20 protein-coding genes and 1 tRNA gene are annotated in these 25206 nt (G+C 66.5%); 3 read left to right on the forward strand and 18 right to left on the reverse strand.

What is annotated here, in order from left to right; genetic code table 11:
* Positions 1-11 precede the first annotated feature (11 nt).
* From AC1C2R_RS17255 to coaE, 12 genes are all read right to left on the reverse strand, one after another.
* Positions 12-377 carry an RNA polymerase-binding protein RbpA gene (locus tag AC1C2R_RS17255; RefSeq protein ID WP_495353863.1) on the reverse strand — a complete coding sequence of 122 codons (366 nt, stop codon included), beginning with the start codon at positions 375-377 and terminating at the stop codon, positions 12-14.
* A gap of 13 nt (positions 378-390) precedes the next feature.
* Positions 391-642 carry a preprotein translocase subunit SecG gene (gene secG / locus AC1C2R_RS17260; protein ID WP_108595410.1) on the reverse strand — a complete coding sequence of 84 codons (252 nt, stop codon included), beginning with the start codon at positions 640-642 and terminating at the stop codon, positions 391-393.
* Positions 643-745: 103 nt separating this feature from the next.
* On the reverse strand, positions 746-1534 hold the full coding sequence (gene tpiA / locus AC1C2R_RS17265; protein ID WP_495353862.1) for a triose-phosphate isomerase: 789 nt from the start codon (positions 1532-1534) through the stop codon (positions 746-748).
* The gene (locus tag AC1C2R_RS17270; protein WP_495380740.1) at positions 1525-2739 is read right to left on the reverse strand and encodes a phosphoglycerate kinase; all 1215 of its coding nucleotides are present in this window, start codon (positions 2737-2739) and stop codon (positions 1525-1527) included. The genes tpiA and AC1C2R_RS17270 overlap by 10 nt, the downstream gene beginning before the upstream one ends.
* A gap of 11 nt (positions 2740-2750) precedes the next feature.
* Positions 2751-3755, reverse strand: coding sequence for a type I glyceraldehyde-3-phosphate dehydrogenase (gene gap / locus AC1C2R_RS17275; protein WP_495353860.1), 1005 nt, complete (start codon positions 3753-3755; stop codon positions 2751-2753).
* A gap of 96 nt (positions 3756-3851) precedes the next feature.
* Positions 3852-4478, reverse strand: coding sequence for a superoxide dismutase (locus AC1C2R_RS17280; RefSeq protein WP_495353859.1), 627 nt, complete (start codon positions 4476-4478; stop codon positions 3852-3854).
* Positions 4479-4581: 103 nt separating this feature from the next.
* Entirely contained in the window at positions 4582-5562 is a 981-nt protein-coding gene (gene whiA, locus AC1C2R_RS17285; protein WP_495353858.1) for a DNA-binding protein WhiA, read from the reverse strand.
* A gap of 38 nt (positions 5563-5600) precedes the next feature.
* Positions 5601-6476 (reverse strand): RNase adapter RapZ, encoded by an 876-nt coding sequence (gene rapZ / locus AC1C2R_RS17290; protein ID WP_495353857.1) that lies wholly within the window; start codon positions 6474-6476, stop codon positions 5601-5603.
* 37 nt (positions 6477-6513) lie between these two features.
* Positions 6514-8472, reverse strand: a complete 1959-nt coding sequence (gene uvrC / locus AC1C2R_RS17295) for an excinuclease ABC subunit UvrC (protein ID WP_495380741.1) — start codon at positions 8470-8472, stop codon at positions 6514-6516.
* 4 nt (positions 8473-8476) lie between these two features.
* Positions 8477-11368, reverse strand: a complete 2892-nt coding sequence (gene uvrA / locus AC1C2R_RS17300; protein ID WP_495380742.1) for an excinuclease ABC subunit UvrA — start codon at positions 11366-11368, stop codon at positions 8477-8479.
* Positions 11369-11518: 150 nt separating this feature from the next.
* Entirely contained in the window at positions 11519-13585 is a 2067-nt protein-coding gene (uvrB, locus tag AC1C2R_RS17305) for an excinuclease ABC subunit UvrB (protein WP_495353854.1), read from the reverse strand.
* A 63-nt stretch (positions 13586-13648) separates the two neighbouring features.
* Positions 13649-14263 carry a dephospho-CoA kinase gene (coaE, locus tag AC1C2R_RS17310; RefSeq protein ID WP_495380743.1) on the reverse strand — a complete coding sequence of 205 codons (615 nt, stop codon included), beginning with the start codon at positions 14261-14263 and terminating at the stop codon, positions 13649-13651.
* Positions 14264-14314: 51 nt separating this feature from the next.
* Here coaE and AC1C2R_RS17315 point away from each other — a divergent pair, with 51 nt between their 5' ends.
* Positions 14315-14917, forward strand: a complete 603-nt coding sequence (locus AC1C2R_RS17315; RefSeq protein WP_495380744.1) for a DUF4126 domain-containing protein — start codon at positions 14315-14317, stop codon at positions 14915-14917.
* Between the two features lie 53 nt (positions 14918-14970).
* On the opposite strand, the gene rpsA is transcribed toward AC1C2R_RS17315, so the two are convergent.
* The 4 genes from rpsA to polA form a co-directional block, all read right to left on the reverse strand.
* On the reverse strand, positions 14971-16422 hold the full coding sequence (gene rpsA / locus AC1C2R_RS17320; protein ID WP_495353850.1) for a 30S ribosomal protein S1: 1452 nt from the start codon (positions 16420-16422) through the stop codon (positions 14971-14973).
* A gap of 153 nt (positions 16423-16575) precedes the next feature.
* Positions 16576-17568: an epimerase gene (locus AC1C2R_RS17325; protein ID WP_495380745.1), complete on the reverse strand. Its 993-nt coding sequence runs from the start codon at positions 17566-17568 to the stop codon at positions 16576-16578.
* A gap of 26 nt (positions 17569-17594) precedes the next feature.
* Positions 17595-19268 (reverse strand): DUF885 domain-containing protein, encoded by a 1674-nt coding sequence (locus AC1C2R_RS17330; RefSeq protein ID WP_495380746.1) that lies wholly within the window; start codon positions 19266-19268, stop codon positions 17595-17597.
* 145 nt (positions 19269-19413) lie between these two features.
* Complete coding sequence (gene polA, locus AC1C2R_RS17335) at positions 19414-22110, reverse strand: DNA polymerase I (RefSeq protein WP_495380747.1); 2697 nt, start codon at positions 22108-22110, stop codon at positions 19414-19416.
* A gap of 57 nt (positions 22111-22167) precedes the next feature.
* On the opposite strand from polA, the gene AC1C2R_RS17340 reads away from it, so the two are divergent.
* Positions 22168-22587: a hotdog fold thioesterase gene (locus AC1C2R_RS17340; protein ID WP_495353846.1), complete on the forward strand. Its 420-nt coding sequence runs from the start codon at positions 22168-22170 to the stop codon at positions 22585-22587.
* 67 nt (positions 22588-22654) lie between these two features.
* Here AC1C2R_RS17340 and AC1C2R_RS17345 read toward each other — a convergent pair whose 3' ends face one another.
* Entirely contained in the window at positions 22655-23260 is a 606-nt protein-coding gene (locus AC1C2R_RS17345) for an ANTAR domain-containing response regulator (RefSeq protein ID WP_495353845.1), read from the reverse strand.
* A 36-nt stretch (positions 23261-23296) separates the two neighbouring features.
* Here AC1C2R_RS17345 and AC1C2R_RS17350 point away from each other — a divergent pair.
* Positions 23297-23382, forward strand: a tRNA-Leu gene (locus AC1C2R_RS17350).
* 602 nt (positions 23383-23984) lie between these two features.
* Here AC1C2R_RS17350 and AC1C2R_RS17355 read toward each other — a convergent pair.
* Positions 23985-25028, reverse strand: coding sequence for a DUF2776 family protein (locus AC1C2R_RS17355; protein ID WP_495353843.1), 1044 nt, complete (start codon positions 25026-25028; stop codon positions 23985-23987).
* Positions 25029-25206 lie beyond the last annotated feature (178 nt).

Here is a 25206-nt window from a genome sequence, read left to right on the forward strand (position 1 = left end):
TGCCTGTCGCGTCAGTCTTTCGGAGCCTGACCGCGACGCGTGCGAAGCTGGGTGAGTGCGTCGTCGAGGAGCGCGGCCGCCTCTTCGTCGGTGCGACGCTCTTTCACATAGGCGAGGTGGGTCTTGTACGGCTCGAGCTTCGAGACCGACGGCGGGTTCTCTCGGTCACGCCCCGCCGGCAGACCGGTCGACGGGCTGTCGATGGTCTCGGGGATCTCCTCTTCGGGCAGGCTTGCCGCGAAGTGCCGCACGGTCTCGTTGCCGTGCGCATCCCAGTAGCTGATCGCGACGCGATCGGCGTGGAACCCGCGGTCTTGTTCGCCCATTGGTCCCGCTCCGACGCGTGAACCGCGGATGGCGCTGTTTCCTGATGCCATGATCGTGCTCCCGTCAGATTCCGGCGTCGAACTTGGTGATGAGGCCCAGCACGACGATGCAGGTGACCCATACGAGCCCGAGGATGACCGTGATGCGGTTCAGGTTGCGCTCGGCAACCCCGGATGCACCGAGGCTCGACGTGACGCCGCCACCGAACATGTCGGACAGACCGCCGCCACGACCCTTGTGCAGCAGGATGAGCAGTGTCAGCAGGAGGCTCGTGAGACCGAGCAGCACCTGCAGGACGACCTGGAGAATCTCCACTGGTGAACCTTTCCGGGCACGACAGATGAGTCGGGCCGACAATCGAGTATAGCTGGAAGCGCCAGTGTGCCCGGGATCCCGAGCGACCCCGGGCACGGAGAGTTCAGGCGCCGACGTGCTTCTTGAACCGCACGATGCTCGAGAACTCGTCGATGTCGAGGCTCGCACCGCCGACGAGCGCGCCGTCGACATTCGGCTCGCGCAGGAAGGACGCGATGTTCGAGGCCTTCACGGAGCCGCCGTAGAGCACCCTCGTCGATTGCGCGACGTCTTCACCGACGAGCTCGACGAGGAGTGCACGGAGTGCGGCAGCCACCTGCTCGGCCTGTGCCGGAGTGGCGGCCTGGCCTGAACCGATCGCCCAGACCGGCTCGTACGCGACGACGAGGCCTTTCGCTCCGTCGACGCCCTCGAGAGCTGCGCGCAACTGCGCGACCGGGACTGCACTCGGACCGTGCGTCTCAAGGTCTTCGGCGGTCTCGCCGATGCAGACCACCGGCACGAGGCCGTGGCGGTGCGCGGCCTTCACCTTCGCGTTGACCTCGGCATCGGACTCAGCGTGCAACTGACGTCGCTCCGAATGCCCGATGATCACATAGCGGCAGTCGAGCTGCGCGAGGAACGCGCCCGAGATCTCGCCGGTGTACGCGCCGGAGTCATGCGCAGAGAGATCCTGCGCCCCGTATCCGATGGGCAGCGAGTCCGCCGCGACGAGCGTCTGCACCGAACGCAGATCGGTGAACGGCGGGAACACGGCGACCTCGGCATCGGCGAAGTCGTGCTTCGCGTCGGCGAGGGCCCACGCCAGCTTCTGCACGAATGCGATCGCCTGCAGGTGGTCGAGGTTCATCTTCCAGTTGCCTGCGATGAACGGGGTGCGCTTCACTGCCATCCGAGGACCTCCAGTCCGGGGAGCTTCTTGCCCTCGAGGAACTCGAGACTCGCGCCCCCGCCAGTTGAAATGTGACCGAACTGGTCATCGGCGAAGCCGAGTTGGCGAACGGCGGCTGCCGAATCACCACCGCCGACGACACTGAGTCCGTCGACCTGGGTGAGCGCCTCGGCGACCACACGGGTGCCCGCAGCGAACGGTTCGAGTTCGAACACGCCCATGGGGCCGTTCCAGAACACCGTCTTCGATGCGCGAATGTGTTCGGCGAACGCGGCGGCGGTCTCAGGCCCGATGTCGAGACCGAGTCCGGATGCCCCGAACGGCGTCTGTTCGATCGCATCGGCGGGTGCAATGACATGGTCGGCTTCCGCCGAGAACGATGCGGCCACCACGACGTCGGTCGGCAGCACGATGTCGACGCCGCGCTCGGCCGCCTCGGCGAGGTACCCCTTGACCGTGTCGATCTGGTCGGCTTCGAGCAGGCTCGAACCGACCTTGTGCCCTTGGGCGGCGAGGAAGGTGAAGAGCATGCCGCCGCCGATCAGCAGCGCATCGACCCGCGGAAGCAGGTGGGCGATGACGCCGAGCTTGTCGGAGACTTTGGAACCGCCGAGCACAACCGTGTACGGACGTTCCGGTGTCTCGGTGAGACGGTCGAGCACGTCGAGCTCGGCGGCGATCAGGAGACCGGCCGCGCTCGGGCGCAACTGCTCGAGCTCGTAAACGCTCGCCTGCTTTCGGTGCACCACGCCGAATCCGTCGGAGACGACGGCGTCGGCGAACTCCGCGAGTTTCCCGGCGAACGCCGTGCGCTCCCCCTCGTTCTTCGAGGTCTCCCCGGGGTTGAACCGCAGGTTCTCGAGTACGAGCACCTCGCCGTCGCCGAGGGCATCGACCTTCGCCGCGGCATCCGAACCGACCGTGTCGTTCGCGAAGGCCACCGGCGCTTCGATCAGCTCGCCGAGACGAGTCGCCACCGGTGCCAGGCTGTACTTCGGGTCGGGTGCGCCCTCTGGGCGCCCCAAGTGGGACACCACGATGACGCGGGCTCCCTGAGCGACGAGCGCCGTCAGGGTGGGGACCGATGCCCGCACACGGCCGTCGTCCGTGATGGCCCCGTCCCGCAGGGGGACGTTCAGGTCACAACGGACGACGACGCGCTTGCCGGCGAGCGGACCGAGGGAATCGATCGTTCGCAGGGTCACAGGGGCTCGATTCAGAGACGTTCGGCGACGTACTCGGTGAGGTCGACGAGACGGTTGGAGTAGCCCCACTCGTTGTCGTACCAGCTCGAGAGCTTCACCTGATCGCCCAGCACGCGAAGGAGACCGGCGTCGAAGATCGACGAGTGCGGGTCGCCGACGATGTCGCTCGAGACGATCTCGTCTTCGGTGTACTTGAGGATGCCCTTCATCGGCCCCTCGGCGGCCGCCTTGTACGCGGCCTTGACCTCGTCGACGGTCACCGGGCGCGAAGAGGTGACCGTGAGGTCGGTGATCGAGCCGGTGGGAACGGGCACGCGCAGTGCGAAACCGTCGAGCTTGCCGACGAGCTCGGGCAGCACGAGGCCGAGGGCCTTCGCTGCACCGGTCGAGGTCGGCACGATGTTGATCGCGGCGGCGCGGGCGCGGCGCAGGTCTTTGTGCGGGCCGTCTTGCAGGTTCTGGTCGGCGGTGTACGCGTGGACCGTCGTCATGAGACCGCGCTCGATGCCGAATGCGTCGTTGAACACCTTGGCGAGCGGTGCGAGGCAGTTCGTGGTGCAGGAGGCGTTCGAGATGATGTGGTGCTTCTCGGGGTCGTAGTCGTGCTCGTTCACGCCGATGACGAACGTCGCGTCTTCATCGGTCGCGGGCGCCGAGATGAGCACCTTCTTCGCGCCGGCCTCGATGTGCTTGCGCGCGTCGGTGGCTTTCGTGAAGAAACCGGTCGACTCGATGACGATGTCGACACCCAACTCGCCCCACGGCAAGTTGGCGGGGTCGCGCTCGGCGAACGCCTTGATCGCCTTGCCGTCGACGATGATGTGGTCGTCGTCGTAGTCGACCGTCGCGTCCAGTCGACCCGCGATGGAGTCGTACTTCAGAAGGTGAGCGAGCGTCTTGTTGTCGGTGAGGTCGTTCACGGCGACGATCTCGAGGTCGGCGCCCTGGGCGAGGGCGGCACGGAAGTAGTTGCGGCCGATGCGGCCGAAGCCGTTGATGCCGATCTTTACAGACACAGATGTCTCCTGATTGACGATGGCGCGAACGCGCTCTTTCACTGGTGAACTGGTCGGACGGCGGTGTCCTCGGACATGCCCGAGGACACCATCCGTTTACGACAGTAGCAGCAGCCCTGAGGTCTTCTCACCGGCGGTCTGGAACCGCTTCTGGACGTTCTCCCAGTTCGTGATGGCCCAGAACGCCTTCACATAGTCGGCACGCACGTTCTTGTAGTCGAGGTAGTAGGCGTGCTCCCAGACATCGAGCATGAGCAGCGGCACGATGCCGGCAGGCAGATTGCCCTGCTGGTCGAAGAACTGCGCGATGATCAGGCGTTCTCCGATCGAATCCCACGCGAGCACGGCCCAGCCGGAGCCTTGAACGCCAAGCGCCGTCGCGGTGAAGTGCGCCTGGAACTTATCGAACGATCCGAAGTGATCGTCGATCGCCGAGGCGAGCTCGCCCGTGGGCTTGTCGCCGCCGTCGGGTGAGAGGTTGGTCCAGAAGATCGAGTGGTTGACGTGGCCGCCGAGATTGAACGCCAGGTCTTTCTCGAGCTTGTTGACGTTCGCGAGATTGCCCGAGTCGCGGGCCTCTGCGAGCTGGGCGAGCGCAGTGTTGGCGCCCGTCACATACGCCTGGTGGTGCTTCGAGTGGTGCAGCTCCATGATCGTGGCGCTGATCGACGGCTCGAGCGCCGAGTAGTCGTAAGGCAGATCGGGCAGGGTGTAGTCGGCCATTGCTTCTCCTTGTCAGATGCGCCGGGCCTCCGGGCGACCCCCGAGGTTCCGCGGCTGCCTTTCGAGTCTATGCCCGTCGCGAGGCTCGCTGCCGGGGCATCCGTCACACCTCGTCGAGATCTGCAGGCAGGCTCGCTTCGGTACCGGGCACGCCGAGATCGGCGGCCCGCTTGTCGGCCATCGCGAGGAGGCGGCGGATGCGACCCGCGACGGCGTCTTTGGTCATCGGCGGGTCGGCGTAGTGGCCGAGCTCGTCGAGGCTCGCCTCACGGTGGGACAGGCGCAACTCACCCGCGTACTTCAGATGTTCGGGGATGCCGTCGCCCAGCAGTTCCATCGCCCGATCGACACGAGCACACGCCGCAACGGCAGCCTGTGCCGAACGGCGCAGATTGGCGTCGTCGAAGTTCACGAGGCGATTCGCCGTCGCCCGCACCTCTCGCCGCTGGCGCAACTCCTCCCAGTTGCGCACCGTGTCGGTGGCGCCCATCACGGCGAGCATCGCGCTGATCGCCTCGCCATCGCGAATCACGACACGATGCACACCGCGCACCTCCCGCGCCTTCGCCGAGATCCCGAGCCGACCAGCGGCGCCCACGAGGGCCATCGCGGCCTCGTTTCCGGGGCAGATGACCTCGAGCGCGGCCGAGCGGCCCGGATCGGTCAGGCTCCCCTTGGCGAGGAACGCGCCGCGCCAGATCGCCGCCACCTCGTCACGGGAACCGGTCGTCAGTTTGTTCGGCAACCCTCGAACCGGGCGCCGCCGAGCATCGAGCAGGCCGGTCTGGCGCGCGAGGGTCTCTCCGCCGTCGAGCACGCGCACGAGGTACTGGTTGGAGCGTCGCACGCCCGTCGGCGAGATCACCGAGACGTCGGGCCGAACACCGTAGATCTCAGCGAGATCCCGAGTCACACGTCGCACGAGCGTCGGCGAGTCGAGCTCGGCCTCGATCGCGATGCGGTTCGAGATGATGTGGAGCCCGCCCGCGAACCGCAGGATGGACGCCAGTTCTGCGACTCTGACGCCCGTTTTCGACACCTCGACACGCGCCAATTCTTCTTTCACGTCAGCGGTCAGTGCCACCTCAAGTCCCATCTCTCATCATGTCGCCTGGCCGTCGATCACTCGCGGCCGAGATCCCGGTCTTTCACGCTGACGACGACTCCGGGCAGCGCTGCGATGCGCGAGCTCAGTTCGCGCACCAGGGCGACCGAGCGGTGCTTGCCCCCGGTGCATCCGATTGCGATCGTGGCATGTCGTTTGTTCTCGCGCTGGTAGCCCGCGAGCACGGGCTCGAGCGCCTTCGCGTACGCGTCGAGGAACTCGCGCGCGCCGGGCTGGCTCAGCACGTACTCCGAAACTGCGGCGTCGTTGCCGGTGAGGTGGCGAAGCTCGGGGATCCAGAATGGATTGGGAAGGAACCTCGCATCGGCGACGAGATCGGCGTCGGCAGGCACCCCGTACTTGAATCCGAAACTCTGCATGGTGATGCGAAGCCCGGCGTGACCTTCTTCGGCGAATGTCTCGGTGACGAGGGTCGCGAGCTGGTGGATGTTGAGATCGGACGTGTCGACGACGATGTCGCTCGCTTCGCGCAACTCGGCCAGCCGCGCGCGCTCCGCGCCGATGCCGTCGAGAAGCGTGCCATTGCCCTGCAGCGGGTGCGGGCGACGCACCGACTCGAAGCGGCGCACGAGCACGGCGTCGGTCGCGTCGAGGAAGACGACGCGCACGCTGATGCCCGTGCGCAGCGCCTGGATGATCTCACGCAGCTCGGAGAAGAAGCCCCCGCCACGGATGTCGACGATCGCGGCGATGCGCGGCAGCGACGTGCCCGCCCGCTCGACGAGCTCCACGAGGGGGCGCAGCATCTGCGGTGGCAGGTTGTCGACCACATACCAGCCGAGGTCTTCGAGCGCATTGCCGACGGTCGAACGCCCCGCACCGGACATGCCCGTCACGATCAGCATCTCTTGTTGCTCGGAATCAGCGGTCATCACGTCGAGGCCCCCTTCCGCGTGTCGACACCCCAGCCTATCGGGGTGCGGGCGCGCCATCGGCGTGCAGGGCTCGGTGCACGGTCGCCGCGAGCGTCGGCCCGATGCCCTTCACCTCGGCGATCTCGGGCTCGGATGCCGCGCGCAACCGCGCGACCGATCCGAAGTGTCGCAGCAACTCCTTCACGCGCGACGGCCCGAGCCCGGCAATCTCGGAGAGCACGCTGCCGATGTCGCGCTTGCGGCGTTGCCGTTGGTGAGTGATCGCGAACCGGTGGGCCTCATCGCGCACCCGCTGGAAGAGGAAGAGCGCGTCGCTGTTTCGCGGCAGGATCACCGGGAAATCGCCATCAGGCGTCCAGATCTCTTCAAGACGCTTGGCGATTCCGCAGAGGTAGATGCCCTCGACACCGGACTCCTCGAGCGCTCGGGCGGCCGCTGCGACCTGCGGCTGCCCGCCGTCGACCACCAGCAGATTCGGCCGATAGGCGAATCTCTTCCGGCGCTCGGATGCCGCGGCATCCGTCTCGCCGTGGGCCTCCGCGTCTTCACGGGTCGCCGCCGAGTCCGGCTCGACCGGCGAACCGATCGAATCGGGCGTCTTCAGGTAGGCGAGGCGGCGCGTGAGCACCTGATGGATCGAGTCGGTGTCGTCGGTGGAGTGCGGAATCGTGAATCGGCGGTATTCGTCTTTGCGCGGAAGTCCGTCTTCGAAGACGACCATCGAGGCGACGATGTTGGTGCCGCTGAGGTGGCTGACGTCGTAGCATTCGATGCGCAGCGGGGCGTCGGCCATTCCGAGCGCCTCCTGGATGTCTTCGAGAGCGCGGGAACGGGTCGTGAAGTCCGCGCTCCGCCGTGTCTTGTAGAGCATCAGCGTCTGCTTGGCGTTCTGCGTCGCGGTCGCGAGCAGAGCCGCCTTGTCGCCGCGTTGCGCGGCGCGCAGTCGCACCTTTCGCCCGGAGAGGTCGCCGAGCCAGGTCTCGAGAGCCGGAGCATCGTCGGGAAGTTCGGGCACGACGACTTCGACCGGTGGTCGGCTCCCGTCACCGTAGGCGTTCTGCACCACCGAGTCGACGAGTTCGCCGAACGGCACATCGAGCTCTTTGTCGACGGTCCACGAACGGACACCGCGAATGCGACCGCCGCGAACGATGAACTGCTGCACGGCCGCAGCGAGCTCATCGTGGTCGATTCCGAACACGTCGATGTCGACCTTCTCGCCGAGCACCACCGCACTCTTCTCGAAGAACGACGTCGCGGCCTGCAGCCGGTCGCGCAGACGCGCAGCAGATTCGTAGTCTTGCGCTGCGGCGGCCGTACGCATGCGTTGCGTGAGCTCGCCGATGATGCGCCGGTCTTGGCTCGCCATGAAGGAGACGAAGCGGTCGACGTTCTCACGATGCTCTTCGATGCCCACGCGACCCGAGCACGGACCGAAACAGCGTCCGATCTGCCCGGCGAAACACGGCTTGCCGCTGGCCATTGCCCGGCGGTAGTCGGAGTCTTTGCACGTGCGGATGGGGAAGAGCTTGAGCAGGATCTCGAGTGTCTCGTTGACGGCCCAGACCTTGGGGTAGGGGCCGAAATAGCGGGCACCGCGAATGTTGCGGTTGCGGGTGACCAGCGCACGCGGCGCCTCGTCGGCGAGCGTCACTGCGAGGTACGGGTAGGACTTGTCATCTTTGAACTGCACGTTGAACGGCGGGTCGAACTCGTTGATCCACGTGAACTCGAGCTGCAGCGCCTCGACTTCGTTGGCGACGACCGTCCACTCCACCGAGGCCGCGGTGGTGACCATCCGGCGGGTGCGCTCGTGCAGGGTGCGAAGGGGTGCGAAGTAGTTCGACAGACGTGCGCGCAGATTCTTCGCCTTGCCGACGTACAGCACACGCCGATCGGCGTCACGGAATCGGTAGACGCCGGGAGTCGTCGGAATCTCGCCCGTCTTCGGGCGGTACGGGACGCCCTGCTTGCTCGACAGTGCGGTGTTCATCGCCTCAGCTGGCAACTTCGGCTCGCACCGACGCCGCGTCGAGCATCTCGCGCAGGAAGTAACCGGTATGACTCTCGGACATGTTCGCGACCTGTTCGGGCGTGCCGGTCGCCACGATCTGGCCACCGCCCGAGCCGCCTTCGGGCCCGAGGTCGATGATCCAGTCGGCCGACTTGATGACGTCGAGGCTGTGTTCGATCACGATCACCGTGTTGCCCTTGTCGACGAGCTTGCCGAGCACCTTGAGCAACTTCTGCACGTCTTCGAAGTGCAGGCCGGTGGTGGGCTCATCGAGCACGTACACGCTGCGGCCGTTGGAGCGGCGCTGCAGCTCGGTCGCGAGCTTCACCCGCTGCGCCTCACCGCCCGAGAGCGTCGTGGCGCTCTGTCCGAGCTGCACGTAACCGAGGCCGACATCGACGAGCGTCTTCAGATAGCGGTGGATCGCCGAGATGGGCTCGAAGAACTCGGCCGCCTCACTGATCGGCATCTCGAGCACCTCGGCGATGTTCTTGCCCTTGTAGTTCACTTGAAGAGTCTCGCGGTTGTACCGCTTGCCACCGCACACCTCGCACGCGACGTAGACGTCGGGCAGGAAGTTCATCTCGATCTTGATCGTGCCGTCACCCGAGCATGCCTCGCATCGGCCGCCCTTGACGTTGAAGCTGAACCGCCCGGGGAGGTAGCCACGGGCCTTCGACTCGGTCGTCTCGGAGAAGAGCGTGCGGATGCGGTCGAAGACACCGGTGTAGGTGGCGGGGTTGGAGCGAGGAGTACGCCCGATCGGCGCCTGATCGACGTGCACGACCTTGTCGAGCTGGTCGAGCCCGGTGACGCGACGGTGCTTGCCCGCGACCTTTCGGGCGCCGTTGAGACGGTTCGCGAGCACCCGGTACAGGATGTCGTTCACGAGCGACGACTTGCCCGAGCCGCTCACGCCGGTCACGGCGGTCAGGATGCCGAGCGGGAACTCGACGTCGACGCCGCGCAGGTTGTTGGCTTCTGCGCCCTGCACGGTGATCGTGCGCTCGGGGTCGACGGGGCGGCGCGTCTCGGGAATCGGAATCGCCTTGCGACCCGACAGGTAGTCGCCGGTGAGTGAACGCGTGTTCTTCACGAGATCGGCGTAGCTGCCGGAGTGCACGACGGTGCCGCCGTTCACGCCCGCGCCCGGTCCGATGTCGACGATCCAGTCGGCCGTGCGAATCGTGTCTTCATCGTGTTCGACGACGATGAGGGTGTTGCCGAGATCGCGAAGCGCGATCAGGGTGTCGATGAGTCGACGGTTGTCGCGCTGGTGGAGGCCGATGCTCGGCTCGTCGAGCACGTAGAGCACGCCGGTGAGACCCGAACCGATCTGCGTCGCCAGACGGATGCGCTGCGCTTCTCCACCGGAGAGGGTCGCCGCCGCTCGCGAGAGGTCGAGATAGCTGAGCCCGACACGGATCAGGAAGTCGAGACGCAGCTTGATCTCGCGCAGCACCTGCGCGGCGATGGCTTGTTCGCGATCACTGAGCTCGAGGCGATCCATGAATGCACGGGCATCGGTGAGACTCAGCAGGCCCACGTCGGCGATGCTCGCATCGTGGATGAGCACCGACAGCACCTCGGGCTTCAGGCGCTTGCCGCCGCAGACCGGGCACGGCACCTCTCGCAGGTATTCCGACCAGCGCGCACGCTGCACATCGGTCTCGGCCTGCAGGTACTGGCGCTCGATGTAGGGCACGACGCCCTCGAAGCCGGAGGTGTAGCTCATCTCGCGGCCGTAGCGGTTGCGCCACTTCACCTTGACCTCGAAGTTGTCACCACGGAGCACTGCCTGGCGAGCCGCCTCGTCGAGCTCTTCCCACGGGGTATCGAGCGAGAACTCGAGATCTCGGGCGAGCCCGCCGAGGAGCTTCTCGTAGTAGTTGTAGAGGCTCTTGCCCTGGGAGGTCCACGGAATGATGACGCCCTCGGCGATGCTGAGGCTCGGATCGCCGAGCAGTAGTGCATCGTCGACCGACATGCGCGTGCCGAGCCCCGAGCACTCGGGGCAGGCGCCGAACGGCGCGTTGAACGAGAACGTACGCGGTTCGATCTCGGTCAGCTGGATCGGGTGCTGATTCGGGCAGGAGAGCTTCTCGGAGAACGTCGCCCACGCGGCCGGTCCGGTCTCATCGATGTAGTTGATCTGCACGAGGCCGTCGGTCAGGCGCAGTGCGGTCTCGAGGGAGTCGGTGAGCCGGCCGAGCATGTCGGGGCTTGCGACGAGCCGGTCGATCACCACGGAGATGTCGTGCTTGACCTGCTTCTTCAGCGTCGGTGGTTCATCGAGCCTGATGATGTCACCGTCGACGACCGCGCGGGTGTAGCCCTGGGCGGCGAGGTCACGGAAGAGGTCGACGAACTCGCCCTTCTTCTTCGACACGACCGGACTCACGACCTGGTAACGGGTGCCCTCGGCCAGCTCCATGAGCTGGTCGGCGATCTGCTGCACCGTCTGTCGCTGGATGCGCTCACCGCAGACCGGGCAGTGCGGCACACCGATGCGTGCCCACAGGAGGCGCATGTAGTCGTAGATCTCGGTGATCGTGCCGACGGTCGAGCGCGGGTTCCGGTTCGTCGACTTCTGGTCGATCGAGACCGCAGGGCTCAGCCCCTCGATGAAATCGACATCGGGGCGGTCGACCTGCCCCAGGAATTGACGAGCGTAGGCCGAGAGCGACTCGACGTAGCGCCGCTGCCCTTCAGCGAAGATCGTGTCGAACGCGAGCGAGGACTTGCCCGAACCAGAGAGGCCCGTGAACACCACCATCGCGTCACGCGGGATCTCGACGTCGACGTTCTGCAGGTTGTGCACGCGGGCACCGCGAACACTCAGGTGCGAATGGGCATCGAGACGTGAAACTGGCACTCTTCGAGTTTAGAGAGCACCACCGACACGGATGCCTCGTGCACACGCGCTCTGAGCGAACATACGTTCGAATCGGGCCGAGATCATTGCTCGCTCCGCCTGACCGCGACCGGATCGAACGATGCGATTCGGACGGTTGTCAGCGCCTCGTCAGCCGAGGTGGCCGGCCTTCTCCATCTGGCGGAGTTCACGCTTGAGATCGGAGACCTCGTCACGCAAGCGCGCGGCGAGTTCGAATTTCAACTCGCCGGCCGCGACGAGCATCTGCTCGTTGAGATCGCGGATGAGGTCTTCGAGGTCGTTGGCGCCGGCCGCAGCGATGCCCTCGCGCCGGAGGTTCGGCACCGGCGCCTTCTTCTTCGCATCGCGACCGGCGAGGAGGGCCGCGGTGTCGGCCCCTTCGCGCGCGAGCACTTGGGTGATGTCGGCGATGCGTTTGCGGAGCGGTTGCGGGTCGATGCCGTTGACGCGGTTGTACTCGAGCTGACGATCTCGTCGTCTCGTCGTCTCGTCGATCGCCGACTTCATCGAATCGGTGAGCACATCGGCATACATGTGCACCTCGCCCGAGACGTTTCGTGCGGCGCGACCGATCGTCTGGATGAGTGACGTCGACGACCGCAGGAACCCCTCTTTGTCAGCGTCGAGGATCGCGACGAGGGACACCTCGGGCAGGTCGAGCCCTTCACGGAGGAGGTTGATGCCGACCAGGACGTCGTACACGCCCGCCCGGAGTTCGGTCAGCAGCTCGACGCGGCGCAGCGTGTCGACATCTGAGTGGAGATAGCGCACCCGCACCCCCGCCTCGGAGAGGAAGTCGGTGAGCTCTTCGGCCATCTTCTTGGTGAGGGTCGTAACGAGCACGCGTTCGTTTCGCTCGGCGCGAGTGCGGATCTCGTCGAGCAGATCGTCGATCTGGCCCTTCGACGGCTTCACGATGATCTGTGGGTCGACGAGTCCTGTCGGACGGATGATCTGCTCCACCACGCCGTCGGCGATGCCCATCTCGTAGCGGCCGGGGGTGGCCGAGAGGTACACGGCCTGGCCGACGCGCGCCTTGAACTCATCCCACTTCAGCGGGCGGTTGTCGAGCGCGCTCGGCAGGCGGAATCCGTGCTCGACGAGGGTGCGCTTGCGGGAGGAGTCTCCCTCGTACATCGCACCGATCTGGGGAACCGTGACGTGCGACTCGTCGATCACCACGAGGAAGTCGTCGGCGAAGTAATCGAGGAGGCAATGCGGAGCCTCCCCCGCCTGTCGGCCGTCGATGTGCCTCGAGTAGTTCTCGATGCCGGAGCAGAAGCCGATCTGCTCCATCATCTCGAGATCGAACGTCGTGCGCATGCGCAGCCGCTGCGCCTCGAGCAGCTTGCCCTCGCGCTCGAGCTCGGCGAGTCGCTCTTCGAGCTCGATGCGGATGGTGCCGATCGCCCGCTGCATCACCTCTGTGCTCGCCACGTAGTGCGACCCTGGGAAGACCGGCACCGAGTCGAGTTTGGCAACCACCTGCCCGGTCAGCGGATGCAGGCTGTACAGCGCCTCGATCTCATCACCGAACATCTCGATGCGGATCGCCAGCTCTTCGTAGATCGGGATGATCTCGATCGTGTCGCCGCGCACTCGGAAGTTGCCGCGAGAGAAGTCGACATCGTTGCGCTGGTACTGCATCGAGACGAACTTGCGGATGAGCCAGTCGCGATCGACCCGCTGGCCGACCTGCAGCGGCATCATGGCACCGAGGTACTCCTCGGGCGTGCCAAGGCCGTAGATGCACGAAACAGAGGAGACGACCACGACGTCGCGCCGGCTCAGCAGTGAGTTCGTGGTGGAGTGCCGGAGCCGTTCGACTTCGGCGTTGACCGACGAGTCCTTCTCGATGAAGGTGTCGGTCTGCGGCACGTACGCCTCGGGCTGGTAGTAGTCGTAGTACGAGACGAAGTACTCGACCGCGTTGTTGGGCATGAGTTCGCGGAACTCGTTGGCCAGTTGCGCGGCCAACGTCTTGTTGTGTGCGAGCACGAGCGTGGGCCGCTGCACCTGTTCGATGAGCCAGGCGGTGGTCGCCGACTTGCCCGTGCCGGTCGCACCCAGCAGCACGACGTCGGTCTCGCCCGCGTTGATGCGGCCTGCGAGTTCGGCGATCGCCGCCGGCTGGTCGCCGCTCGGAACATACTCGCTGATGACCTCGAATGGTCGAACGGATCGTGTGGCCTGCATGCTCTCCAGTCTAGGATCGCCCGCCGACACCGCACCTGGGAGCGTTCTCGGACTGGCAGCACGCTACCCCTTGGAGGCGCGCTCCTCGACGATGCGCCGCCAGAGTGCGTCGGTCTGGCTCATCGTGTGCGCGAGCGACCCATCGGTGTCGATCACGACGTCGGCGATTGCGAGGCGCGCGGTGTTGTCGACCTGGGCGTCGACGCGCGCCTCGGCCTGGATCGGGTCGAACCCGCGATCCTGCACGAGCCGTTCCACCTGGGTGCGCCGCGGCGCGTTGGTCACGACGATGAGATCGAAGGGGTGATCGACGGATGCCTCGACGAGGAGTGGAACGTCGTAGACGACGACGGCATCGGGCTTCTCCTGTTCGGCCTTCGCGAAGAGCCTGGCCGAGAGTTCGCGTACGGCGGGATGCACGATCGCGTTGAGCTTCGCGAGCGCCTCCGAGTCGCCGAACACGCGCTCACCGAGTTTCGCCCGATCGAGAGACCCGTCGCGGCGCAGCACGTCGTCGCCGAACTCGGCGACGATCGCCTCGAGTGCGGGCGTTCCGGGCTCCACCACCCGCCGTGCGAGCTGGTCGGCATCGATGTGCACGGCGCCATGCTCGTAGAGCCGACGTGCGACGGTGGACTTTCCTGAGGCGATGCCGCCCGTGAGACCGATCAGATACACGCCACCACTCTAACCGTGCGACACTCGACGCGACGGCACACGGAGGCGGGCATGCTGGAGTTGTTGACGGGAACCGGGCTCGCCCTCGCTGCCGGATTGAACGCTTGGATCCCCCTCGTGGTGATCGGCGCTCTCGACCGTTTCACCGGTCTCATCGAGCTTCCACCGCAGTGGTCATGGCTCTCGAATGAATGGGTGCTCCTCATCCTCGTGGTGTTGCTCATCGTCGAGTTCATCGCCGATAAGGTTCCCGGCCTCGACTCGATGAACGACATCGTGCAGACCGTCGTACGGCCGACGGCCGGCGGTCTCGCGTTCGGCTCCGGCGTGAGTGCCACGACCGGAGCAGTGACCGACCCCGAAGTGTTCTTCACCTCGCAGCAATGGGTGCCCATCGCGGTGGGCGTCGTGCTCGCGTTACTCGTGCATCTCGCCAAGGCGATGACTCGCCCTGTGGTCAACGTCGCGACGGCGGGCGTCGGCGCCCCGGTGGCGAGCACCGCCGAGGATGCCGGCTCGTTCGCGCTCGCGTTCGCCGCGATCCTCGCACCGCTGCTCGTCGTGGTCGGCATCGTGGTGATCGTCGTGCTCGTCATCGTGGTGGTGCGCCGGCGTCGAGCGCGACGCAGGCAGCATCCGTCGACCGCGCCATGAACGCCGGAAGGCCGGCTCCCGAGGGAGCCGGCCTTCCGTATCGCGGTCAGCGACTAGTTGTTGCTCGAGAGCTTCTCGCGCAGCGCCGCGAGCGACGCATCGTCGGCGAGGGTACCCGCGCCGGCGGAGTCGCCCGTGAACGACGGAGCACTCGAGGTGAACGAGTCGTCGGCGGCAGCAGCAATGCTCGCCTGCGCGACCTGCTTCTTGTGCGCCTCCCAACGAGCCTGGGCGGCAGCGTAGTCCTGCTCCCACTTCTCGCGCTGGGTGTCGAAGCCCTCGCGCCACTCGTTGGTCTCGGGGTCGAACCCCTCGGGGTACTTGTAGTTGCCCGCCTCGTCGTACTCGGTGAGCATGCCGTAGAGCGCCGGGTCGAACTCGGTGCTCTCGGGGTCGACGCCCTCGTTCGCCTGCTTCAGCGAGAGCGAGATGCGGCGACGCTCGAGGTCGATGTCGATGACCTTGACGAAGACCTCTTCGCCGACCGACACGACCTGCTCGGCGAGCTCGACGTGCTTGCCCGACAGCTCGGAGATGTGGACGAGGCCCTCGATGCCATCGGCGACGCGAACGAACGCACCGAACGGAACGAGCTTCGTGACCTTACCCGGCGCGACCTGACCGATCGCGTGGGTACGGGCGAAGACCTGCCACGGGTCCTCCTGCGTCGCCTTGAGCGACAGCGAGACGCGCTCACGGTCGAGCTCGACGGAGAGCACCTCGACGGTGACCTCCTGGCCGACCTCGACGACCTCGCTGGCGTGCTCAATGTGCTTCCACGAGAGCTCGGAGACGTGGACGAGACCGTCCACGCCGCCCAGGTCGACGAACGCACCGAAGTTGACGATCGACGAGATGACGCCCTTGCGGATCTGGCCCGGGTGGAGGTTCGCGAGGAACGTCGAACGCGACTCGGACTGCGTCTGCTCGAGCAGCGCGCGGCGCGAGAGCACCACGTTGTTGCGGTTCTTGTCGAGCTCGAGGATCTTCGCCTCGATCTCCTGGCCGAGGTACGGCGTGAGGTCGCGCACACGGCGGAGTTCGATGAGCGAGGCCGGAAGGAAGCCGCGAAGGCCGATGTCGACGATCAGGCCGCCCTTGACGACCTCGATGACCGAACCGGTCACGACGCCATCGGCTTCCTTGATCTTCTCCACGTCGCCCCATGCGCGCTCGTACTGCGCACGCTTCTTCGACAGGATGAGGCGGCCTTCTTTGTCTTCCTTCTGAAGAACGAGCGCCTCGACGGTGTCGCCGACGCCGACGACCTCGCTGGGGTCGACATCGTGCTTGATGGAAAGCTCACGCGAGGGGATGACACCCTCGGTCTTGTAGCCGACGTCGAGGAGTACCTCGTCGCGGTCGATCTTCACGACGGTGCCCTCGATGAGGTCGCCGTCGTTGAAGAACTTCAAAGTCTTCTCGACCGCGGCGAGGAAATCGTCAGCAGATCCGATGTCGTTGATCGCGACCTGCTTGGGTGCCTTGGTCGTTGCGGTTGTCATGTAGTGAATGCTCCGTAAAGGACAAAATCGAGCCCATCGCGCGGGAGAGCGTTATGTTGGTTCCGCGATGGGCATGCGGACAGGGATGTCACACGAGTGACACTCAATCCTAACGGAATCACTCCCCCATGGGCAAACGAGGGGGTTCTGGCGTCACACGAGACGTCGCTCGCCCGATTCTTCGGTGAGTGGAGCGGGCCGAAGGATGCTCAGCAACGCCGGCTCGAGGTCTGGATATTCGAACGCGTACCCGGCATCGAGCAGCCGCTCGGGTACGACCCACCTGCTCTTCAGCACGAGCTCGGTCTCGGTGCGGATGACCGCCGATCCGAGCTCGAGCATCCATCGCCACGCGGGAACGCCGATCGGTACTCCGAGGATCCGGCGGATCGTTCGCATGAGCGTGCGATTGTCGCTCGGGTTCGGCGAACTCACGTTCACGATCCCGTCGATATCGGCTCGATCACGCAGAAAGTCGATCACGCCGGCGATGTCATCGATGTGCACCCAGCTGAAGCGCTGACGCCCGCCCCGCACGCGGAACACATGCTGCGTGCCCGCGGCCAGGCGTGCCTTCGTCGACGGCCATCTGCCGTCGAGTTGCGCGCCGCCGAGCCCGATCCGTGCAAGCCACGTGAGCGGCCGCATGGCGCTGCCGTCACCGAGCACGATCGCGATGCGGAGTGCCACCCGACGCGTCGCGGGCAGCGTGCCCTCGAAGAACTCGTGCTCCCACGCCCGGGCCACGTCGACGGAGAACCCCGCGCCGAGCTCACCGTTCGACTCGGTCATCGGCCGGTCTTCCGCATGCCGGTAGATCGTCGCCGTCGAGGAGTTGAACCACACGGCAGGGGGCGCGGCAACGGATGCCACGGCGTCGTGCAGCACCGCGGTCGTCTCGAGCCTCGACCGGAAGATCTCGGCGCGGTTCGCCGGCGTGTACCGACAATTCACATTCCTGCCTGCGAGGTTCACGAGCACGTCGGCGCCGTCGACCAGTTGCTGGATCGCAGCAAGATCGCCCCACGACGCATCCGCTTCAGCACCGCGGCCGATCGTCGCGACCTCGGCGCCCTCGGCACGGAAGTGCGACACCAGATGCCGGCCGATGAAGCCGGACGCCCCAGCAATGACGATGCGCGTCATGCGTCTTCCTCGACGTGCGTGCGGAGTCAGGCGAGCAGCGACGAACGGAGCGTGTCGAGGCCGACCCCACCCAGGCCGAGCGCCTTGCGGTGGAACTCGCGGATGTCGAACGACGCACCCTCTCGACGCGCCACCTCGTCGCGCAACTGCTCCCAGATGCGCTGCCCGACCTTGTACGACGGCGCCTGCCCCGGCCAGCCGAGGTAGCGGTTCACTTCGAAGCGCACGAAACCGTCGTTCATGTTGACGTTCTGCCCGAGGAACTCGAACGCGTAGTCGCCGGTCCACACGCCATTGCCGTCGGGGCGCTGCTTGCCGAGGTGCACGCCGATGTCGAGCACCACGCGCGCCGCGCGCATGCGCTGGCCGTCGAGCATGCCGAGACGGTCGGCCGGATCGTCGAGGTATCCGAGGCCCTGCATGAGTCGCTCCGCGTAGAGCGCCCAGCCTTCGGCATGGCCCGACGTGCCCGCGAGCTGGCGGCGCCAGGTGTTCAGCTGACCGCGATTCACGACCGCCTGGCCGATCTGCAGGTGGTGACCGGGTACGCCCTCGTGGTACACCGTCGTGAGTTCGCGCCACGTGTCGAACTCGGTGACGCCTTCGGGTACCGACCACCACATGCGCCCCGCGCGCGAGAAGTCGTCGCTCGGCCCGGTGTAGTAGATGCCGCCCTCTTGCGTCGGCGCGATCATGCACTCGAGCGTGCGGATCTCGGCGGGAATGTCGAATTGGGTGCCGGCGAGCTCGGAGACCGCGCGGTCGCTCGTCTCCTGCATCCACCGCTGCAGGGCGTCGGTACCGTGCAGCTTGCGCGACGGGTCGTTGTCGAGGAACGCGATCGCTTCGGCGACGGATGCCCCGGGCACGATCTCGTTCGCAATCGACTCCTGCTCGGCGACCATGCGGGCGAGCTCTTCGATGCCCCATTCGTAGGTCTCGTCGAGGTCGATCACCGCACCGAGGAACTGGCGCGACTGCAGGGCGTAGATATCGCGGCCCACGGCGTCGCGCTCGCCGGCGACGGGCTGCAGTTCGTTCTCGAGGAACTCGGCGAGCCGGGCGTATGAGGCGGTGGCGGCCGCAGCACCGCTGCCGAGCTGGCTCGTCACCGACGACGGCAGTTCTGCGTCACCGGCCTTCGCGGATGCGGCGAAAGTGCCGAAGAACCCATCGGGCTGCGCAATACGACGCGCCTGCGCGGCGACCTCTCGCACCTGACGAGCCGCGGGCACGATGCCTCGCGCGATGCCCTCGCGCAACGTTTCGACGTAGCCGTCGATCGCACGCGGAACCGCTTCGAGGCGGGTCGCGATGCGGTCCCAGTCCTCTGGAGCGTCGGTGGGCATGAGGTCGAACACCTCGCGGATCTCTTGTGCGGGGCTCGCGATGACGTTGAGGTCGCGCAGGTGGAGGCCTGCATCGTGCCGCTCGAGTGCGAGCTCGAGTTCGCTGCCGAGGTCGGCGACGGTGATCCGGTCGACGTCGTCGACCGGGCTCGCCCCACGGAGCGCGGCGAGTGCCTCCCGCGTGGCCGCGATCGAGCGCTCGTGACCTTCGGGAGAGAAGTCGGCGAGTCGGCCGTCGTGCGTCGTACGCCCGATGTAGGTGCCGACGCCCGGGTCCAGCTCGACGAGTGTGTCGACCCACCCCTCTGCGATGCGATCGACGTCGGTCGGGGTGCGCTCACTCGATGCCATGCTGCGAGCCTATGACAGCGAGCCGACATCGCGCTCGCTTCCGGTGACCCGGCAGAATTCGCACGCGAACTCCCCGGCGTGCGAGTTTCACCGTGCGCACGAGCAGTATCCGGTCGTGGGCGCTCCCACCACCGCGGCGCCACGATCAGTGCGCGGCGTCCTCCCAGTTCGCGCCTCGGCCGATCTGCACGTCGAGCGGCACGAGCAGCTCGGCGGCGTGCGCCATGCGGTCGCGGACGACGGCCTCGAGCACCTCGGACTCCCCCGCGGCGACCTCGAAGATGAGCTCGTCGTGCACAGTCAGGAGCATGCGGCTGCCGAGCCCCTGTGCGGCGATGTCGGCCTCGACCTTCGACATCGCGATCTTGATGATGTCGGCGGCCGAACCCTGGATCGGCGAGTTCAACGCAGCGCGCTCCGCGTTCTCACGGTGCACCCGGTTGGGGCTGTTCAGGTCGGGGAACGGGCGCCGGCGGCCGAAGATCGTCTCGGTGTATCCGTCGATCTTCGCCTGCTCGACGACGCTGCGCAGGTAGTCGCGTACGGCGCCGAACCGCTCGAAGTACTCCTTCATGAGCTGCGTGGCCTCGGCACGATCGATGCGGAGCTGCTTCGAGAGGCCGAATGCGCTCAGCCCGTAGGCGAGCCCGTACGACATCGCCTTCACCTTCGTGCGCATCACCGGGGTGACCTCGGCAGGATCGACCGAGAACACTCGCGCACCGACGAATCGGTGGAGGTCTTCGCCGGCATTGAACGCTTCGATCAGGGCGGGGTCGCCCGAGAGGTGTGCCATGATGCGCATCTCGATCTGCGAGTAGTCGGCGGTGAGGAGCTCGGTGTATTCGGGGCCGTGACGGAACGCCTTGCGGATGCGCCGGCCGTCTTCGGTGCGGATCGGGATGTTCTGCAGGTTCGGGTCGTTCGAGGACATGCGGCCGGTCGCCGCGCCGATCTGCCCGTAGCTCGTGTGGATGCGCCCGTCATCTGCGATCGACTTGTCGAGGGACTCGACGATCTGCCGCAGCTTCGTGGCGTCACGGTGCTCGAGCAGGTAGCCGAGGAAGGGGTGCGGGTTCGACTCCTGCAGGTCGGCCAGCGCACTCGCGTCGGTCGTGTAACCCGTCTTCGTCGCCCGGGTCTTCGGCATGCCGAGCTGGTCGAAGAGCACCTCTTGCAGTTGCTTCGGTGAACCGAGGTTGACCTCCCGGCCGATCTCCGCGAACGCCGCCTCGGCAAGGCCCGCTGCGCGAGTGCCGAGCTCGGAGGAGAGTTCGGCGAGCTCGGCGTGGTCGACGGTCACACCGCGCACCTCCATCGCCGCAAGCACCGACACCAGCGGCATCTCGATGTCGGCGAGCAGCTGCCGCGAGCTCTCGGGGAGGGCTCGGAGCACGACGGGGGCGACCCGGAGCGAATACCAGGCGTACTCGGGGGCGCCTGCGTCGCTGCCTTCTTCGGGCACGAGCTGAGCGGGATCCGCCTGCGGCACGGTCTCACCGAGGTAGCGCTCGACGAGGTCGGCGAGCGTCTTCTCGGCGAGGATCGGTCGCACGAGCCATCCGGCGACGAGGGTATCGACGACGAGCCCGTTGAATGCGAGCCCCGATCGCATGAGCGCCTTCAACTGCGGCTTCGCATCGGTCATGATCTTCGGTGCGTCGCTCGCGAGCCATGCCTCGAACGGCGCGTAGTCGGATCGCCCCGCCTGCCACGGCAGCTGTACGGTCTCGTCGGCGGTCGCGATGCCCGCGCCGATCACGAGGCCGTCGAGCACTTCGACGCTGAGGCCGAGGCCCGCCGGCTCTGCGGCGACGGCGCGCTCGATCCAGACGGCGAGCTCTTCATCGAGGAGGCGGCGCGGGTTGGGCGCTACGGGGGCGGCGGGCGCGTCTGCGGCCGGGGTCGCAGGCGCAGCGGATGTCGCGGCCGCGCCGTTGCCATTGCCGTTGCCCGCCGCGATCTTCTTCATGCGTTCGAACAGCGTGCGGAACTCCAGCCGCTCGAACAGCGGCTGTACCGCCTCGATGTCGATCGGCTTCGCCTCGAGCTCGTCGAGCTCGACCTCGAGCTCGACATCGGTGACGAGCCGGTTGAGCCGCCGATTGCGGATCGCGTTCTCTTTCTCGTCGCGCAGGTTCTGCCCGACGACGCCCTTGATCTCGTCGGCGTGCTCGAGGATGCCGTCGAGGGAGCCGTAGAGGCCGAGCCACTTGACTGCGGTCTTCTCGCCGACCTTCGTGATGCCGATGAGGTTGTCGCTCGTCTCACCGACGAGTGCCGCGATGTCGGGGTACTGCTCGGGGCGGATGCCGTAGCGCTCGATCACCGCATCGGTGTCGTACCGCTTCAGCTGCGAGACGCCCTGCGTGTTCGGGTAGAGCAGCGTGACGTCGTCATTGACGAGCTGGATGGTGTCGCGGTCGCCCGAGACCAGCAGCACCCGGTAGCCCTCGGCGCGGCCGCGCGCCGCGAGCGTCGCGAGGATGTCGTCGGCTTCGAAGTCTTCTTTCTCGAGGGTGCGAATGCCCATCGCCTTCAGCGCATCTTGCAGGAGCGGCACCTGCCCCTTGAACTCCACCGGTGTCTCACCGCGCGTGCCCTTGTACTCGGGGTACTCGCGCGTGCGGAACGATGCGCGTGAGATGTCGAAGGCGACCGCGAGGTGCGTCGGCTTCTCGTTCTGCAGCAGCAGGAGCAGCATCGACAGGAAGCCGTGGATGGCATTCGTGTGCTGACCATCGCGAGTGGTGAAGCTGTCGACGGGGAGGGCGTAGAAGGCCCGGAAGGCCAGCGAATGGCCGTCGACGACGAGGAGGGTAGGCTTTTCTGCGTCCGACACCCCCCAAGACTACAAGCGGCCGACGACACTGCCCGACGGCCCATCTCGAAGGCGAGCATGACCCAGACGAGTGACCCGATCGACTACCTGCAGGCGCGCGGAACCGGCGCCCTGGCCGAGAAGATGGGCATCGAGTTCCTCGAGTTCTCGGTCGATCGTTCGGTCGCGAGAATGCCGGTCGAGGGCAACACGCAGCCCGCCATGCTGCTGCACGGCGGCGCCTACGTCGTGCTCGGCGAGTCGCTCGGCTCGATGGCCGCGAATCTCTGGGCCGGTGCCGGCCGGCTCGCCGTCGGCATCGAGATCAACGCTACGCACACGCGTTCCGCGACGAACGGCTGGGTCACCGGCGTCTGTACGCCGATCCACCTCGGCCGCACCCTCACGACGCACGAGATCGCCATCACCGACGACGCGGGCCGACGCTGTTCGACGATCCGCATCACGAACCTGATCAAAGATCTGCCGGCGACCTGAGCAGGTACGAGAACAGCGGATGCCGCGGCAGGTCGCCGCGGCATCCGCTGTTCTGAAACGGTGTTGCCTACTTCTTCGCCGAAAGCTGCTCGATGATCGCCTGCGAGACGTCTTTCATCGTGAGACGGCGGTCCATCGATGCCTTCTGGATCCACCGGAACGCCTCGGGCTCGGTGAGCCCCATCTTCTCGTTGAGCAGGCCCTTCGCTCGATCGACGAGCTTTCGGGTCTCGAAACGCTCGACGAGGTCGCCGACCTCGGCCTCGAGCGCGATGATCTGCGCGTGGCGCGCGAGGGCGATCTCGATCGCGGGCAGCAGGTCGTTGGGAGTGAACGGCTTCACAACGTATGCGAGCGCGCCCGCCTCGCTGGCCCGCTCGACGAGCTCTTTCTGGCTGAACGCCGTGAGAAGCACGACCGGCGCGATGTGACCCTTCGAGAGTCGTTCGGCGGCCGAGATGCCGTCGAGTTGGGGCATCTTGACGTCCATGATGACGAGATCGGGCCGAAGCTCGGTCGCGAGCGCGACCGCGGTCTCGCCGTCTCCGGCCTCTCCGACGACCTCGAAGCCGTTGTCGCGCAGGATCTCGACGATGTCGAGGCGGATGAGCGACTCATCTTCGGCTACGACGACGCGGCGCGGTGCCGGCTGGGTTGATTCTGTGTCTGTCACGCAGGAAAGCCTACGGTATCCTGAGCGAGGCCCTTGGCCGGTGTGGCGGAATGGCAGACGCGGAGCACTCAAAATGCTTTGCCCGAAAGGGCGTGTGGGTTCGACCCCCACCACCGGCACCAGTTGACCGAACCCGGAGTTCACTCACCGGGCGGCGCCGCGAGAAACGCGCCGCGTCGCTCGATGAGACGACGAAGGTACGGGGGCCGAGCACGAGCTCGGCGATTCGTCCGAACGGGCCGAGCGGCGCGGCGAATGCCACTCGATCGATCATGAGCGTGCCGCCACCCTCAGCCGCCTCGAACCGATGCTCGTGCCGGAACCACGAGAACGGCCCCCGCACTTGTTCGTCGACGAACGAGTTCGGCCGGCTGAGCTGCGTGATGCGACTCGTCATGCGGAGCGGCAGGCCGAGGTGCCACGCGCGCCAGGTGACCTCCTCGCCGAGACCGATCACGCCCGAGGTCACTCCGTCGACCGCACGCTCTCGTGTCGCCGACATCGAGGCCGTGTGCGCGTCGACATCGAGCGACCGGTCGAACGCCGTCTCGACGTCGATCGGCAAGCGGGTACGACACTCGAACGCTACGGCCACGCACGCATTCTCGCATGCACGATGGGACGGATGCCGCGGCATCCGTTGCCCGCTCTGAGAACGCCCAAGGAGCCGGCCCGACCGGCCCGGCGCCTTCTGCCGGGCTCGGGCCGCGCTGAGGCGTCCGAGCTACTTCGACGTCCCGGCCTCGAGGATCGACACGATCGAGAACAGCGTGAAGCAGACCGCGCCGAGACCCACCAGGACGTGCGCGCCGACGAAGAAGCCCGACTCGGTCATGGTCGCCTCGAAGAGGAACGCGGCGAAGAACAGGCATGCGAGCGCCGTGCCAACCGGGATGATCGGAATCCGGTTGGCGAGGGCGAAGACCCGGCGCCACACGAGCGCGAGCAGCAGCACCTTGGACAGGATGCTGAAGCAGATGAGACCCAGACCGATGAGCACTGTCCCGGGAGCGAGGCGCGCCGGATCGTCCGAGCCGAACAGCACCACGAACCCGAGGACCACGTTGATGGTTCCCATCGCGACGACCCACCACGACCAGCGGTAGCGCTCGGCGTCGCCGAACTCGTTGCGGACCTGTCGCACGATGCTCGCGACGAGCGCGACGAGCGCGGAGCAGATCAGCGACAGGCCGACCAAGACATGCCCCGCGACCAGCGCGGCGTCGCCGCCCCTCGCGTAGAGGGTCACCGCGACCACGAGCCCGACGAGTGCGAGCAGCGCGGGGATCGCGATCAGCATGGCACCGACACCACGTGAGTAGGCACCCTCCGGCGCACCGCCCCCGACGGGACGCGCAGCGCTCTTCTGGATGAGTACGAACTTGGTCGATGCTGTCGCCACGGTGCTCACGCATCCCGCGATGAACCCGATGCCGAGTACCACATGACCGGCCACGACGAACGGCGAGTCGTCGCCCCGCCCGATGATCGTGATGCCCCAGATCACTGTCGCGAGGGCGACCGCGTATCCGAGCACCGGCAGCGCGACGACCCAGAACCGGCCGTACCGGTGGACGAGCTGGCGAATGATCGTCGCGGCGGTCGTGAAGAGCGCGATGCAGATCGCGGTCAGGGCGATGTTGACGTGGCCTGCGACGAAGTGGTTCGCCTCGTCACCGCCCGACAGGACGTAGAGCCCGAACGCGAGGCATACCGCCCCCATCACCAACGGGATCGCACGGAAGAGAACGCTGATCGATCGGTTCATGCTCACTCCTCAGGCGGACGAGGTGCTGCGAATCCATGCTAGCAAACCACCGAATTCCGGCCTGTCGCCCTGCCGACTACCCACGCATTCCGACACGCAGCGCAGCGGATGCCGCGACATCCGCTACCCGCCTGTGAGCGCGCGGAGGCGGCCCTCACGGGACCGACCCCTCGCGGGC

It is taken from the genome of Agromyces sp. Y182, from assembly GCF_059445385.1.